Here is a 17,304-nt window from a genome sequence, read left to right as displayed (position 1 = left end):
CATCACCTGGAACAGCGGGTTGCGTGCCTGCGAACGCTCTGGCGCGAGCAGTTCCACCAGCCGCTCGAACGGCACATCGGCATTGCCGTAGGCGTCCAGGTCGGTGCGGCGCACCCGGTCGAGCAGATCGACGAATGATTCGCCCTGGTCGATCCCGGTGCGCAACACCAGGGTGTTGACGAACATACCGACCAGGTCGTCGAGTGCCGCTTCGCCGCGACCGGCGACCGGCGTGCCGACCGTCACGTCGTCGCTGCCGGACAGCCGCGCCAGCAGCACGGCCAGCGCACCGTGCAACACCATGAACAGCGAGGCGCCCCGCTGCCGGGCGATCTCCTCCAGCGCACCGATCAGCTCACCGGACAACTCACGATGCAGGGTCGCGCCTCGGTAGGAGGCAACCGCCGGACGAGGACGATCGGCAGGCAGGGCGAGCTCATCGGGAACACCGTTGAGCGCGCGCCGCCAGTATCCGACCTGTTCGGCCAGCAGCGAGCCGGAATCCTGTTCAGAGCCGAGCACTTCGCGCTGCCACACCGCGAAGTCGGCGTACTGCACCGCCAGCGGCGCCCAGCCGGGGGCGCTACCGGTGGTGCGCGCGGTGTAAGCGGTCATCACATCGCGGGTCAGCGGCCCCATGGAGAAACCGTCGGCCGCGATGTGGTGCACCACGACGACGAGCACATGCTCATCCGGTGCTGCCGCGTACAACCGGGTACGCAACGGAACCTGTTCGGCCACATCGAATCCGGTGGCGACGAACGCGGTGATCGCCGCGCTCAGCTCAGCCGGGTCCACCTCGACCGGTCGCAGATCCAGCGCGAGGTCCTCGGCGGGCACGATCAGCTGGACCGGGGTGCCACCGTGCTCGGGATAGCGGGTCCGCAGCGACTCGTGCCTGCGCACCAGATCACCGACCGCGAGCCGTAATGCCTCGATATCGAGCGCACCGGTGAGCCGGATGGCCATCGGCAGGTTATAGGCCGCCGAGGTGGTGTCGTACTTGTTCAGGAACCACATGCGCTGCTGCGCGAACGACAGCGGCACCAGATCGTCGGCGGTACGCTCGCGGGCAACCAGGCGGGCCCGCGCCGCGCCATCGGCATGCGATTCCACCCGTGCGGCAAGGGCTGCCACGGTGGACGCCTCGAACAGCGTGCGCACCGCGACGGTTGTGCCGAGCGCGGCGCCGAGACGGGCGGCCACTCTGGTCGCGATCAGCGAGTTGCCACCGAGATCGAAGAAATCATCGTCGACACCGACCCGGTCCAGGCCGAGTACATCGGCGAATACCGCGGCCACAGTTTCCTGTACCGGGGTGATCGGTGCGCGGAAGGCGCGTGCCTGCGCCGCCGGGGCAGGCAGCGCCCTGCGGTCCAGTTTTCCGTTGACGGTCAACGGAATCCATTCCAGCCGGACCAGAGCCGATGGCACCATATAGGACGGCAACTGCTCGGCAGCGCCGTTACGGACCGCGTCGAGCGCGGGCTCGGCATCCGGTTCGGCAACCACATAGGCGACGATCCGCTGGTCACCCGGCTGATCCTCGCGGACGATCACCGCGGCCTGGGCGATGCCGGGCTGGGCGAGGATCGCCGATTCGATCTCGCCGAGTTCGATCCGGAAGCCGCGCACTTTCACCTGGTCGTCGGCGCGACCCAGGTACTCCAGCTCGCCGAACCGGTTCCAGCGGGCCAGATCGCCGGAGCGATACAGCCGCCCGCCCGGCACATCGCCCATCGGATCCGCGACGAAGCGGGTGGCCGACAGATCGGCACGGCCGAGGTAACCGCGGGCCAATTGCGTTCCCGCCACATACATTTCGCCCGCGACACCGACCGGAACCGGGCGCAGCCTGCTGTCGAGCACATACACCCTGAGCCCGGCGATGGCCCGGCCGACCACACTGCCGGACGCGGCGGCGATGGTCGCGGCGTCCAGCGCGCGGTAGGACACGTGCACCGTGGTCTCGGTGATGCCGTACATATTGACCAGCAGCGGTCCGGCAGCAGCCGCCGAACCGGCGGTCCGCGCCGCCGCATTGCCATCGCCGTGCCGCGCCACCCAGTCCGACAGCCTGCGCAGTTCCAGTGCCTCGCCACCGAACACCACATAACGCAATGCCAGCGGTGCGGCACCTGGTGCCGCGTTCCGGTCGGCTTCCGCCAGTTGGTAGAACGCGGACGGGGTCTGGTTGAGCACCGTGACGCCTTCTGCCCGCAGCAATTCCAGGAACTGCTCCGGGGAACGCGAGGTGTAGTAGTCGACCACAACGAGAGTGCCGCCGAACAACAGCGGACCCCACAGTTCCCACACCGAGAAGTCGAAGGCGTAGCTGTGGAACAGCGTCCACACATCATCGGGGCCGAAACCGAAGTCACGGTCGGTGTTCGCGAACAGCCGCACCACATTCCGGTGCGCCACCGCGACGCCCTTCGGGCGCCCGGTCGAACCGGAGGTGTAGATCACATACGCGACATTGTCCGGGCTCAGCGCGGCGTTCCGGTCGGCGTCGGTGATCGGAGCGTCATCGGCGTCCTCGACATTGCCGGTCTCCACCGCGAACCCGTCCAGCACGACCGCGGGCAGCTGCTCCGGCACCGAGACCCGCACAGTGGAATCGAGCACCACGCTGGTCGGCCGGGAGTCGGCGAGCACATAGGCGATGCGCTCGGCTGGATAGGTCGGGTCGACCGGTACATAACCCGCACCGGTCTTCACCACGGCCAGTAGCGCCACCACCAGGTCCAGCGACCGCGGCAGGATCACCGCGACCAGGGTCTCCGGCCCGGCACCGTCGGCGATCAGCCTGCGCGCCAGCACATTGGCCCGGCGATCCAGCTCGGCGTAGGTCAGTGTCTCCACTCCGAAGCGGGCCGCGATCCGGTCCGGATGTGCGGCGACGACCGCGTCGAACAATCCGACCAGCGTGATATCCGGATCGGCGAACCCGCCGGTGTGTACTCCCTGCTCGGTGCTGTCCGCGCCGGAAGACACCCAGCGCTGCGCTACGTCGAGCCGTTCGCTCTCCCCGAGCAGATCGATATCACCGACCGGGATCTGCGGATCCTCGACGACACCGCGCAGGATACGCACGAAACGGTCGGCGAAGGCGGCCACCGTCTCCGGATCGAACAGTTCGGTGGCGTAGTTCCACGACAACGTGAGCCCGCCCTCGGTGGACTCACCGACCGTGAGCTGCACATCGAATTTCGCGGTGCCAGGATCGACGTCGAGCACCTCGACCTCGAGCCCGGGCAGCGCGACCGCGCCCAGGCCTGCGGCCGAGGCGGCTTCGAAGGTCAGCGCGATCTGGAACAGCGGATGGTGGGCCTGCGACCGCGCCGGGCTGAGCACGTCGACCAGCCGCTCGAACGGCACATCGGTATGCGCGAAAGCGGCCAGATCGGTACGGCGCACCTGGTCGAGCAATTCCCCGAAGCCTGCGCCGGGATCGACCTCGCTGCGCAACACCAGGGTGTTGACGAACATACCGACCACATCGTCGAGCGCGCGTTCGCCGCGGCCTGCGATCGGAGTGCCGATCGCGATATCGGTGCTGCCCGACAAGCGGCCCGCCCACGCCGCGAGCGCGGCGTGCACGAGCATGAACAGCGTCACCCCACGGGCGCGGGCCAATTCGGCCAGCGCGTCGTGCAGCTCGGCACCGATCGCGACGGTATGGGTGCCACCGGCATTGGTGGCGATCTCCGGCCTCGGCCGGTCGGCGGGCAGTTCGATCTGATCGGGCAGATCGCGTAGCTGCTCGGTCCAGTAGGCGATCTGCTGCGCGGCGACGGAGTCCGGGTCGTCCTCGGCGCCGAGAACCTCACGCTGCCACAGCGCGTAGTCGGCGTATTGCACCTGGAGCGGAGCCGCGGCCGGCACCACGCCACGGGCGCGCTCGGTGTAGGCGAGCACCACATCGCGCAGCAGCGGACGCAGCGAGAATCCGTCCGCACTGATGTGGTGCATGACCAGCACCAGAACGTGGTCGGTCGTCGACAGGGCCAGCAGGTTCACCCGGAACGGGATCTCGCCGGTCACATCGAAACCGGCGCTCGCCGATTCGATAATCCGCGTGGTCAGCTCCGCCGCCGCGACCGGTGTGGCGACCAGGTCGAAGCCGATCTCGGAAACCGGTAGGACGCGCTGGTATCCGATGCCCTCCACCTCGGGGTATACCGTGCGCAATGCCTCATGCCGCGCGAGCACGTCACCGAGGGCCGCGCCGAGCGCGGCCACATCGAGCGCACCGGTGAGCCGCACCGCGACCGGGATGTTGTTCACCGCGGTCCGGTTGTCGAACCGGTTCAGGAACCACATGCGCTGCTGTGCCGGGGACAACGGCACCAGCTCGGGCCGTTCGCGCGCGACCAGCGGCGCCCGGCCGCCCTGTCCTGCGATTGCCTCCATCGCCGCGGCCAGTGTCAACACAGTGGAGGACTGGAACAGCGTGCGTAGCGGGACCCGGGTGTCCAACGCCTCACCCAACCGCGCCACTACCTGCGTCGCGACCAGCGAGTTACCACCGAGGGCGAAGAAATCGTCATCCAGACCCACCCGGTCCACACCGAGCACCTCGGCGAAGACACCCGCCACGATCTCCTCCACCGGCGTGGTCGGCGCACGGAACACCGCCGCCTCGAACACCGGCGCGGGCAACGCCTTCCGATCCAGCTTGCCCGAGGCATTCAACGGGAACTCCTCGAGCACGAGGTACGCCGCGGGCACCATATACGCGGGCAACCGCGACCCCACCGCGACCCGCACCGCCTCGGTATCCACCACCCGATCCGGATCCGCCACCAGATAGGCCACCAACTGATCACCGAGCCGCGCGTCCGAACGCACCACGACCACCGCCTGCGCCACCGACTCCAACGCCGTCAACGCCGACTCGATCTCCCCCAACTCGATACGCAGACCACGCACCTTCACCTGGAAATCGGTACGACCCAGATACTCCAACTCACCCGTAGCCGTCCACGCCACCAGATCACCAGTGCGATACATCCGGCTACCAGAAGCACCGAACGGATCGGCCACAAACCGGTCTGTCGTCAGATCCGGCCGACCCACATAACCATGCGCCAACTGCGCACCCGCCAAGTACAACTCACCCGCGACACCCACCGGCACCGGACGCAACCGCGCATCCAACACATACACCCGCGTGTTGAACACCGGCGCACCGATCGGCACCGACACCACATCCGCCTCGGTCACCTCATGGAAAGTCACATCCACCGCGGCCTCGGTCGGACCATACAAATTATGCAACCGCGCCCCGGTCAACTCCCGCAACCGCCGCGCGGTCACCGGAGGCAACGCCTCACCCGAAGCGAAAACGTTACGCAGACCGGTGCACTCGACCGCCCGCTCCTCGGCCACGAACACCGACAACATCGACGGCACGAAATGCACCGTGGTGACCTGCTCGGCGACAATCAGCTCAGCCAGATACGCGGGATCGCGATGCCCATCCGGCTTCGCCACCACCAACCGCGCACCCACCTGCAACGGCCAGAAGAACTCCCACACCGACACATCGAACGTCGCAGGCGTCTTCTGCAACACCACATCATCAGCCGCCAAACCGTACTCGGCGTGCATCCACACCAAACGATTCACGATCGCCGCATGCGAGACCGCCACACCCTTCGGACGACCCGTCGAACCCGACGTGAAGATCACATACGCGGTATTCGCCGGACGCAACGGCTTATGCCGATCCACATCCGTCAGCGGCTCATCGGAGAACTCCGACAAGTCCAGCTGATCGATACGTACCTGTCGGGAGACCGTGGTCTCCAGATCGGATCCCGCGGTCAGCAGCCATACCGGACGCGCGGTTTCCAGGATGTGGTCGATGCGCTCGACCGGATGGTCCGGATCCAGCGGTACATAGGCGCCACCGGCGGCGTTCACCGCGTAGATGCCGATCATCAGATCGAGTGAGCGGCGCATCCCGAGAGCCACATACGACTCCGGGCCCACCCCATTGCGCTTGAGCCAGCGCGCCAGGCGATGCACCCGGCGGGCGAACTCGGCATAAGACAGACTTGTCCCCTCGAAGCTCACCGCCGCGGAATCCGGCGTGCGCGCGACCTGTGCCTCGAACAACGACACCAGGGTCGCCGCGGCATCGCCCATAGGCGCGGTGAGGGCGGCATCCACCGGGAAAGCGGTCTCGTTCCACCGCTCCAGCACCAGCGATCGCTCCGCGCCGTCCAGCAGAGCGATATCACCGACAGCGATCGAAGGATCAGCGGCGGCACCGCGCAAGACACGCAGGAAGCGCTCGGCCGTGGTCGCGGCGAACACCGTGTCGAAAAGGTCGGTGGCGTAGACGAGTTCGGCATCCATCGCCGACTCGGCGCCGGGCACCTCGCTGAGCGTGAGCTGAAGGTCGAACTTCGCTGTCGGCTGGTCGATGCCCAGTTCGGAGACGGTGAGGCCGGGCAGTTCCAGCGTGGTGCGGCCGAGATTCTGGAACGACAGCATCACCTGGAACAGCGGGTGGCGCGCCTGGGAGCGAGCCGGGTTCAGCACCTCGACCAACCGCTCGAATGGCACGTCCGCATGCGCGAACGCTTGCAGATCGCGCTCGCGGACCTGGGCGAGCAGGTCGGTGAACGATGCGGCGGGGTCAACCTGGGCACGCAGCACCAGAGTATTGACGAACATACCGACCAGATCGTCGAGCGCCTGTTCACCGCGGCCTGCCACCGGCGTGCCGATGGCGATGTCATCGGTGCCGCTCAACCGCGCGAGCAGTGCGGCGAACGCGGTGTGCACCACCATGAACAATGTGGTGCCGTGCGCGTGCGCGACCCGGTTCAGCTCCTCGATCAGCGCACCTGGCACCCGGAAACGGTGCGTGCCCGCCCGATACGAGGCCTCGATGGGCCGTGGCCTGCCGGGCAGGCGCAGCTCATCGGGCAATCCGGCGAGCTCGGTACTCCAGTAGCCGAGCTGCTCGGAAATCAGCGAGGTCGGATCGTCCTCGGAGCCGAGCGTGGCCCGCTGCCACAGCGCGAAGTCCGCGTACTGCACCTGCAGTGGCGGCCAGCCTGGCTCGGCGGATGAGGTACGCGCCACGTAGGCGGCCATCAGATCGCGCACCAGTGGCCGCATCGAGAAGCCGTCGGCGGCGATGTGGTGGACCACCACGGTCAGCACATAATCGTCCGGAGCGAGCCGATAGGCGCGCAGCCGCACCGGAAGCTCGCTCGTCACGTCGAAACCTCGACCAACGAATTCGCCGATGGCGGAAAGTAATTGCCCCTCGACGACCTCGACCACCACGAAGTCGGGAACAGCCTTCGTCGCGGGCAGCACGCGCTGGTAGGCCACGCCCTCATGGGAGGGGTAGACGGTGCGCAGCGATTCGTGCCGCGCGATCACATCGGCGATGGCATCGCGCAGCGCCGCCAGGTCGAGTGCGCCGGCCAGGCGAACCGCTGCCGGGATGTTGTAGGTCGCCGACGCCGCGCCCGAACCGGGCGCAGCGCCTGCGATATCGAAGCGGTTGAGGAACCACATGCGCTGCTGCGCCAGCGATAACGGTGGATACTGTGGCCGCTCCTGCGCGATAAGCGCTCGGCGCGTGACAGTTCCCGTATGTGATTCGATCCGAGCGGCCAGTGCGGCCACGGTGGGCGCCTCGAACAGTACGCGCACACCGATCCCGGTGCGCAACGCGGCGTTAAGGCGCGCGACCACCTGAGTGGCCACCAACGAGTTGCCACCCAACTCGAAGAAATCGTCGTCCACCCCGATACGCGCCACTCCGAGCAGATCGGCGAAGACATCCGCCACGATCTCCTCGATCGGCGTCGACGGCGCGCGAAACACCTTGACCTCGAACACCGGTGCGGGCAGTGCCTTGCGATCCAGCTTGCCCGAAGCATTGACCGGGAGGGCCTCGAGCACCACCAGCGCGGCCGGGATCATATAGCCGGGGAGCACCGTGGCCAGGGCATCCTTCACCGCACCGGTATCGACCGCGGCCTCCGGTTCGGCGACCAGATAACCAACCAATTGATCGCCTGCGTGCGCGTCGGAGCGCAGCACGACGACCGACTGCGCGACTCCTGGCTGTGCCAGGAGCGCGGTCTCGATCTCACCGAGCTCGATGCGCAGACCGCGCAACTTCACCTGGAAATCGGTACGACCCAGATACAGGAGTTCTCCGGATTCGCCGGATTCGACGCTCGCCGTTGTGGTCCAGGCCACCAGGTCACCGGTGCGGTACATCCGGGTACCCGGCGCACCGTAGGGGTTGGCGACGAAACGATCCGCGGTCAGGTCCTGGCGCCCCAGATAGCCGAGCGCCAGCTGGTCGCCCGCCAGATAGAGCTCACCCGCGATCCCCGGCGCGACCGGGTGCAGGCGACTGTCGAGCACGAAGACCCTGGTATTCCACACCGGGCGGCCGATCGGCACCGAGACCGTATCGGCAGCGGTCACCTCGTGATATGTCACGTCGACCGCGGCCTCGGTCGGCCCGTACAGATTGTGCAGCCGCGCACCGGTCAGCTCGCGCAACCTGGCCGCGGTCGGGGCGGGCAACGCCTCTCCCGAGGTGAACACCTGGCGCAGGTACCGCGCGGACAGCCCTTCGCCGTTCTCACCGCCGAGCGCGGAGACGAAAACCGAAAGCATCGAAGGCACGAAATGTACTGTCGTAATGTACTTCTCGGCGATGATCTGGGCCAGATACACCGGATCGCGATGACCGTCCGGCCGGGCGACGACCAGCCTGGCTCCGGTCTGCAACGGCCAGAAGAACTCCCACACCGACACGTCGAACGTGGCGGGAGTCTTCTGCAACACCACATCATCGGGGCCGAGCGGGTACTCGTGCTGCATCCACAACAGCCGGTTGACGATCGCGGCGTGGCTGACCGCAACACCCTTCGGGCGTCCGGTCGAGCCCGATGTGAAGATCACATACGCGGTGTGCTCCGGACGCAGCGGTTGTGTGCGCTCCGCATCGGTGATCGGCGCGCCACTGGTCGCGGCGAAGCCTGGCACCCCTTCGATGCCTTCGATCGGCACCGCGGTCACCGAGGGCCGCGGATCCAGGCCGAACCCGTCCGCCGAGCGGTACAGGACCATACGTGGCCTGGCGGTCTCCAGGATGTAATCGATCCGTTCTGCAGGCTGATCCGGGTCCAGTGGCAGATAGGCGGCACCGGTCTGCACCACCGCGTACATCCCGATAACCAATTCGGTCGAACGCCGAAGCGCCAGCGCCACCAGCGATCCCGGCCCGACACCCGCGCCGATCAACTGTCTGGCGATGCGGTTGGCGCGTTCGCTCAGCTGGCGGTAGGTCAATCGCTCATCGTCGAAATCCAGCGCGATCGCCTCAGGGGTCGCGGCCACTTGCGCGGCGAACAACGAGACCAGCGTCTCCGCGGGCACGGGATGCGCGGTGTGGTTCCAATCGATGAGTACCTGCGCACGCTCCTCTGGCGCGAGCAGGTCGATATCACCGATCGGTACTTCCGGATCGGCGGTCACAGCCGCGAGGATGCGATCGAGGCGCCGGGCGAACGCGGCGACGGTTGGTTCGTCGAACAGGTCGGCAGCATAGGAGAACTCGGCCGACATGCCCGCCGACTCACCCAGCTCGTCCTGCGTTTCCGAAAGGGTCAGCTGCAGATCGAACTTGGCCAGCCTGGCGTCGTAGTCGATGCCGTTGACCGAGAGACCTGGCAGTTCCAGGCTGGCCTGCCTGGTGTTCTGGAAGGTCAGCATCACTTGGAACAGCGGGTGCCGCGCCTGTGAACGAGCCGGGTTGAGCACTTCGACCAGCCGCTCGAACGGCACGTCCGCGTGGGCGAACGCCTGCAGATCGGTCTCCCGTGCCTGGGCGAGCAGATCGGCGAAGCGCACTCCGCCATCCACCTCGGTGCGCAACACCAGAGTGTTGACGAACATACCGATCATATCGTCCAAGGCGGCCTCGCCACGGCCCGCGACCGGTGTACCGATGGCGATGTCACTGGTCGCGCTGACCCTGGCGAGCAATACCGCGAGCGCGCTGTGCAACACCATGAACAACGAGGCATTGTGCCTGCGCCCCAGTTCGACCAAGGCGCGCTGGGTCTCGCCGGAGATCACGAACGGGTAGGTACCGCCACGGTAGGACGGGACGGCGGGGCGCGGCCGATCAGACGGCAGCACCAATTCGTCCGGCAGATCGGCGAGTTCGCGCGTCCAATACTGGATCTGGGTGGCGATCAACGAAGTCGGGTCGTCTTCCGCGCCGAGCACCTCGCGCTGCCACAGCGCGTAATCGGCGTATTGCACCGGCAGCGCCGACCAGGACGGCGCTTCCCATGAGGTGCGGGCAGCGTAGGCCACCATGACATCGCGTGCCAACGGGCCCATCGACCACCCGTCGGCGGAGATGTGATGCACCACCATGCACAGCACATACTCGGTCTCACCGATCTCGAAAAGCCTTGCGTGCAAAGGCACTTCGCTGGTCACATCGAAGGCCATCGAAGCGAGCTCGACCAGGTGATCGAGCAGGGTGTGCTCGGTCACCGGCACCGGAGTCAAATCGGGCACGATCTGCGCGGCGTCGAGCACCACCTGCACCGGACCACTGGTGGTCTCCGGGAAGACCGTCCGCAGCGACTCGTGCCGATCGATCACATCGATGACCGCGACCTGCAACGCGGCGATGTCCAGATCGCCGGACAACCGGATGGCCACCGGGATGTTGTTGACCGCGGAGCTGGTATCGAACCGGTTGAGGAACCACATGCGCTGCTGGGCCAACGACAGCGGCACATGCTCCGGACGCTGCCTGGCAACCAGCGCTTTGCGGGCCCCGTCCCCCGCATGCGACTCCACCCGCGCGGCCAGCGCCTCGACTGTGGACGCTTCGAACAGCATGCGCACCGGCACCCTGGTATCCAGTGCGATACCGAGGCGGGAAACGACCTGTGTGGCGATCAGCGAGTTGCCACCCAGTTCGAAGAAATCGTCATCGACGCCGATCCGAGAGACGCCGAGCACCTCACCGAAGATCTGCGCGATGATCTCCTCGATCGGCGTGGTCGGGGCGCGGAATTCACGCACTTCGAACACCGGGGCGGGCAATGCCTTGCGGTCCAGCTTGCCGGAGGCATTGAGCGGGAACGCGTCCAGCACCACCATCGCCGAGGGCACCATATACGCGGGCAAAGTGCGGTGCAGGGTGTTCTTGACCTGGTCGAGATCGACCGGGCCCCCCGCGGTGACCAGATAGGCGACCAGTTGATCGCCCGCGACCGTTTCCACGACCAGTACCACGGCCTGGGTGACAGCCGGATGTTCCAGCAGGGCCGACTCGATCTCACCGAGCTCGATGCGCTGTCCGCGGAACTTCACCTGGAAATCGGTGCGGCCGATGTACTCCAGCACGCCTGCGGTGCCGACCTCCCTGTCTCGTGGCCGGACCCAGCGCACCAGGTCACCGGTGCGATACAGGCGGGAACCCGGTGCGCCGAACGGATCGGCGACGAAGCGTTCAGCGGTCAGATCGGGGCGGCCATGATAGCCACGAGCGGTCTGCACACCACCCAGGTACAGTTCACCAGGAACGCCGGCAGGCACCGGCTGGAGTCCCTCGTCCAGCACATAGGCCTGTGCGTTCCACACCGGGCGACCGATCGGCACCGAGGCCGGCGCGACCTCATTGAGCTGCCATGCGGTGGCATGCACGGTGAATTCCGTCGGACCGTACAGGTTGTGCACCATGGCAGTGGAGAACTGCCGGAACGCGGTGACGGTCGCGGCGGGCAATGCCTCACCGGCGACAAGAACCGCACGCAGCGAGGCACATTCGGCCGTCGAAGCGGCACCGGCGAATACCGAGAGCATCGACGGCACGAAAGAGGTCATGGTGACCTGGTTGCGTCCGATGATCTCGGACAGATACATCGGATCGCGGTGACCGTCAGGAGCCGCGATCACCATACGGGCGCCGACAGCCAAGGTGCCGAACAACTCCCACGCCGATACGTCGAAGGTCACCGGCGTCTTCTGCAGGACCACATCGGCAGGGCCGATCCGGTATTCGGCGGTGATCCAGGCGATCTGATTGACCAGCGCGGCATGGCTGACCGCGACGCCCTTGGGGCGGCCGGTGGAACCGGAAGTGTAGAGCACATACGCGGTATTCGCTTGCCGCAGCGGGGCACGACGCTCGGCGTCGGTGATCGGTTCGGCGCTGTACCCGCTCGAATCCACGGTATCCACCATGAGCACGGGAATGCCGGGCGCGGTGACATTGTCACCGGTGGTGGTCAATATGCATACCGGCGCCGAGCTGTCGAGCACATACTCGGTGCGCTCGGCCGGATGGTCCGGATCGATCGGCACATAACCGCCACCCGCGCTCATGGTGGCATAGATCGCCACCAGCATGTCCACCGAACGACGGATACCGATCGCGACCAGCGATTCCGGACCGACACCCGCATCGATCAGCGTGCGCGCCAAACGATGCACCCGCGCGGCGAACTCGGCATAGGTCAGCTCGACCACCCGGCCGGATTCGCGCGTACCACCGTCGAATACGACAGCGAGGTCGTGCGGCCTGGTACGCACCTGTTCGGCGAACAACTCGAGCACGGTGCTCGCCGGAACGACATGACCGGTGTGGTTCCACTCGGTCAACACCTGGGCACGCTCGGCCTCGTCGAGAATCTCCAGGTCACGCACGGCACTCTGCGGTGTGCGCGTGGCAGCGTCGAGCACGCGTACGTACCGGCGGCCGAACTCCGCGACCGTCGAGGCATCGAACAGATCGGTGGCAAAGGAGATCACCGCGGTCATCCCCGCCGGTTCGCCCTGCGCGCCACGCTCTTCGGTGACCGTCCACTGCAAGTCGAACTTGGCGATGTCCACCTCCAGCTCATCGGCGGTGACCGAGAGCCCTGGCAGTTCCAGGGTCGCATGCGACATCTCCTGGAATGACAACATCACCTGGAACAACGGGTGTCGTGCTTGCGAACGGGTCGGGTTGAGCGCCTCGACCAACCGCTCGAACGGCACATCCGCGTACGCGAATGCGGCGAGATCGGTTTCCCTGGTGCGGCCGAGGAACTCGGCGAACGATTCACTGCCGTCCACCTCGGAACGCAGCACAAGGGTGTTGACGAACATACCGATCAGATCGTCGAGCGCCTGCTCGCCTCGGCCCGCGATCGGGGTGCCGATCGCGATATCGCTGGTCCCCGACAGCCGGGCCAGCAGCACAGCCAGCGAGGCGTGCAGCACCATGAACAGGCTGATGCCCTGCGCCCTGGCCAACTCGGTGAGCCGCTGATGCAGCTCGGCATCGATATCGAAACTCACCCGTGCGCCACGGAAGCTCTGCACCGGCGGGCGCGGCCGGTCCGTCGGCACCTCTAGCTGATCCGGTAGGCCGGCCAGCGTCTGCCGCCAGTAGGCGATCTCCCGCGCCGCCATGGACTCCGGATCGGACTCGGCACCGAGCAGCTCACGCTGCCAGACACTGAAATCCTGGTATTGCACCGGCAGTGGCGCCCAGCTCGGCGCCTGCCCCGCGGCACGGGCCAGGTAGGCGGTGGCCACATCCCGCGCCAGTGGACCGAACGAAAAACCGTCGGCCGCGATGTGATGCACCACGACCGCGACCGCGTAGTCGGCCTCTTCGTCGCCGTGCCCATCGCTGACGGTGAACACCCGCGCCCGGATCGGCAGCTCCCGTGCCACATCGAAGCCACGTGCGGCGAATTCGGTCAGCGCATCGTGCAATTCGGCCGGATCGATCGGCTGCACCGTGATGCCGAGATCGATCCGGTCGGCCGGAAGCACCTGCTGGTAGCCGCCGTCACCGGATTCGGGGAATATCGTGCGCAGCGATTGCTGGCGCTCGACCACATCGAGCAATGCCGACTGCAGCGCCACCACATCCACCCGGCCGCGCAACCGCACCACGAACGGCAGGTTATAGGTCGGCACGGTCGGATCGAACTGGTTGATGAACCACATGCGCTGCTGCGCCAGCGACAACGGCACCCGTTCGGGCAGCTGCTGGGCCACCAGCGGCGGACGTGACGTATCGGTGGGGGCCGCGCTGCGCGCCTTGGCCGCGATACCAGCGACAGTCGGGGCCTCGAACAGCGCGCGCACCCCGAGCTGAGTGCCGAAGGCCGCGCTGATGCGCGCTATCACCTGGGTCGCGACCAGCGAGTTACCACCCAGGTCGAAGAAGTTGTCGTCGATGCCGATCCGGTCCTGGCTGAGCACATCGGCGAAGATGCCTGCCACGATCTGCTCGGCCTGGGTGCGCGGTGCGCGGTAGCCACCCGCATCAGCACTGAACACTGGTTCCGGGAGCGCCTTGCGATCCAGTTTTCCGCTGGTATTGAGCGGGAAGGCGTCCAGGACCATGATCGACGCAGGCACCATATAGCTCGGCAGCTTCTCGGCGACGAATCCGGTCAGCTCCACCGGCTGGACCGTCCGGCCTGGAGCCGCGACGACGTAGGCGACCAGCTGCTGACCGGTGGCCGTGTCCACAACGAGCACCGCGGCCTGACTGACCGCCGGGTGCGCGAGCAGATCGGTCTCGATCTCACCGAGCTCGATACGCTGACCACGGAACTTCACCTGGAAGTCGGTGCGGCCGAGGTATTCCAGGGTTCCCGCAGCGGTCCAGCGCACCAGGTCACCGGTGCGGTACATCCGCGCTCCCGCATCGTCGGCCAACGGATTGGCGACGAAGCGGTCCGAGGTCAGATCAGGGCGGCCGAGGTAACCGCGAGCGAGCTGGCGTCCGCCGAGGTACAGCTCACCCGGCGCGCCGATCGCGGCCGGGCGCAGCCGCGAATCCAGCACGTAGACCTGAACGTTCCACTCCGGGGCACCGATCGGCACGGTCACCGTATCGGCGGCGGTCGCCGTCCAGGCGGTCACCGAGACGGCGGCCTCGGTGGGACCGTACAAATTGTGCAGTCCCGCATCAGTAAGCGCGCGAAAACTCGCGGCGGTCTCCGGCGGCAGCGCTTCGCCGATCACGAAGACCGCACGTAGTGTGGCGCATTGCGCCGCGGTGGCATGCGCGAGGAACACCGTGAGCATGGACGGGACGAAGTCGGTCACGGTGACCTCGTGCCGTTCGATCATGTCCGCCACATAGAGCGGGTCGCGGTGCCCGTCCGGTGCGGCGATGACCAGCTTCGCACCCACAAGCAGCGGCAGGAAGTAACCCCACAGCGACACATCGAAGGTCGTCGCGGTTTTCTGCAGGTAGACGTCTTCGGCAGTCAGCTGGTACTGGTCCAGCATCCACAGCTGCTGATTGACGATCGCATGGTGGGTGACCGCCACACCCTTCGGGCGGCCGGTCGAGCCCGAGGTGTAGATGACGTACGCGGTGTTGTCTCGGCGCAGCGGCGCGTGCCGGTCGGCATCGGTGACCGGGTCCGCGGAGTATGCCGATACATCGAGCAGATCGATCGCCATCCGGCGCACCGACCCGGGGAGCTCCAGTTCGTCGGTGGACAGCGTCAGCACGCAGACCGGTGCGGCGCTGTCGAGGATGTAGGCGGTGCGTTCGGCCGGATGATCCGGATCGATCGGCACATACGCACCGCCTGCCTTCAGCACCGCGTGCATGCCGATCACCAGTTCCAGCGACCGGCGCATACCGAGAGCGACAAGGGATTCCGGACCGACCCCATCGGCGATCAGCGCGCGGGCCAGCCGGTTGACCCGCGCGTCGAATTCCGCGTAGGTCAGCCTCGCACCCTCGAAATCGAGCGCGATGGTGTCCGATGGCACCGGCGGACGCGCGTCCAGCAGCGCCGCGAGCGTGGTCTCCTCGACCTCCCGCGCGGAGTCGTTCCACTCCCGCAGGGTCCGCTCGCGCTCATCGGCGGTGGTGAGGTGCAGTCCCCATACCGACTCGTCCGCGTCGGCGGCGAGGAAGCGATCGAAGAACTCGAGGAAACGGCCGTGGTGTCTACGTGCCTCGTCCTCTGTGTAGAGGTTGGGATTGGTCTCGAAGTCGATATGGGTCCGGGAGCCCGCGACCGACTGGTAGAGGTTGACGCCCAAATCCTCGATACTGCCGGTGGACAGCAGGTGGATCTGCCCGATAACCGAGCCGAGCGCCACCTCGTTCTGGAACAGCATGATGTTGACCCACGGACCGAAGAACTCCGTGGTCACCACGCCGTCGCCGGCCGAATCGCGGCGGATGTCCTCATGCCGGTAGCGCTGATGCCGCAACGCGCCCGATACCTCGACGGCCACCTGCCGCAACAGCCCGGCGACGGTGGTGTCGTGCCCGATACGCAGGCGCAGCGGCACGATATTGGACGAGACACCGGCCGAGCGCCGCATCGCGGCGGTAGTACGCGCGCTTACCGGCAGGCTAAGGATCACATCCTCGGCACCGGTCCATTGCGCCAGATAACCGGCGAAACCGGCGAGCAACAACCCGGCAGGCGAAGAATCGTGGCGGGCCACCGCGGCTTCGAGCAGGGCATGCTGCGCATCGGACAGCGCGGCACTCGAGATTCCGTTGACCGGCGCGGGCGGCGCGGTCCGGCCGGGCAGACTGGTGCCCTCCTCCAGTCCCGCGACCCGCTCGGCCCAATACGCCTTATCGGTGGCGAAACGCGTGGTATCGCGATAGGCCATCTCCTGCTCGAACAGCGTGCGCAGGTCGGCGGCCTTGCTCGGGGCAGGCTCGGTGCCGGTGACGTACGCGGTGTACAGCTCGGCGATCCGGGTCAGGGTGTTCATCGCGCCGAAACCGTCCACCGCGATGTGGTGCGACCGCATGTAGCAGTACCAGTGGTCCTCGCGCAGCTGGAGGGCCACGATCCGCACCAGGCGGTCGCGGACCAGGTCCAGCGGGCGGCTGTAATCGGCGCGCATCCACGCCAGCGCCGCCGCCTCCGGGTCGTCCTCGTCCCGCAGGTCTACATAGTGGAGCCCGTCGGTGTCGCGCAGCGTGTAGTCGACATACTGCAGCGGCTCGCCGTCGATCTCGACGATGCGCAGGAAGCCGGAGCCGAGTTCACTCGCGGTATCGATACTGGCCCGGTTCAGCGCCTTGCGGTCGAGTTCACCGCGCAGGTCGACGTACTGCGCGATATTGATCGGCACCTGCGGGTCGACATGCTGCGCGTACCAGATGCCCAGCTGAGCGGGAGACAGCGGAAAAGCTCCGGACAGATCGGGCCCCGCCCCGGAACCAGCGTGTGCCCGTTCGCCACCAGTTTCGCCGTTTCCGCCGAAATCCAGCCGGTTCAA

At 66.8% G+C, this 17,304-nt stretch carries 1 protein-coding gene (running past one end of the window); it reads right to left on the bottom strand.

Annotated elements, in window-relative coordinates; genetic code table 11:
* On the bottom strand, positions 1 to 17,304 hold part of the coding region annotated (locus tag ACL02S_RS07805) for a non-ribosomal peptide synthase/polyketide synthase (RefSeq protein ID WP_503129050.1) (this coding region is incomplete at its 3' end). Its footprint begins 17,664 nt before the window's first position; 17,304 of 34,968 annotated nt are visible.

It is taken from the genome of Nocardia spongicola (assembly GCF_047200775.1).
Lineage (GTDB): Bacteria > Actinomycetota > Actinomycetes > Mycobacteriales > Mycobacteriaceae > Nocardia.
This window is presented reverse-complemented; position numbering and strand designations above follow the sequence as displayed.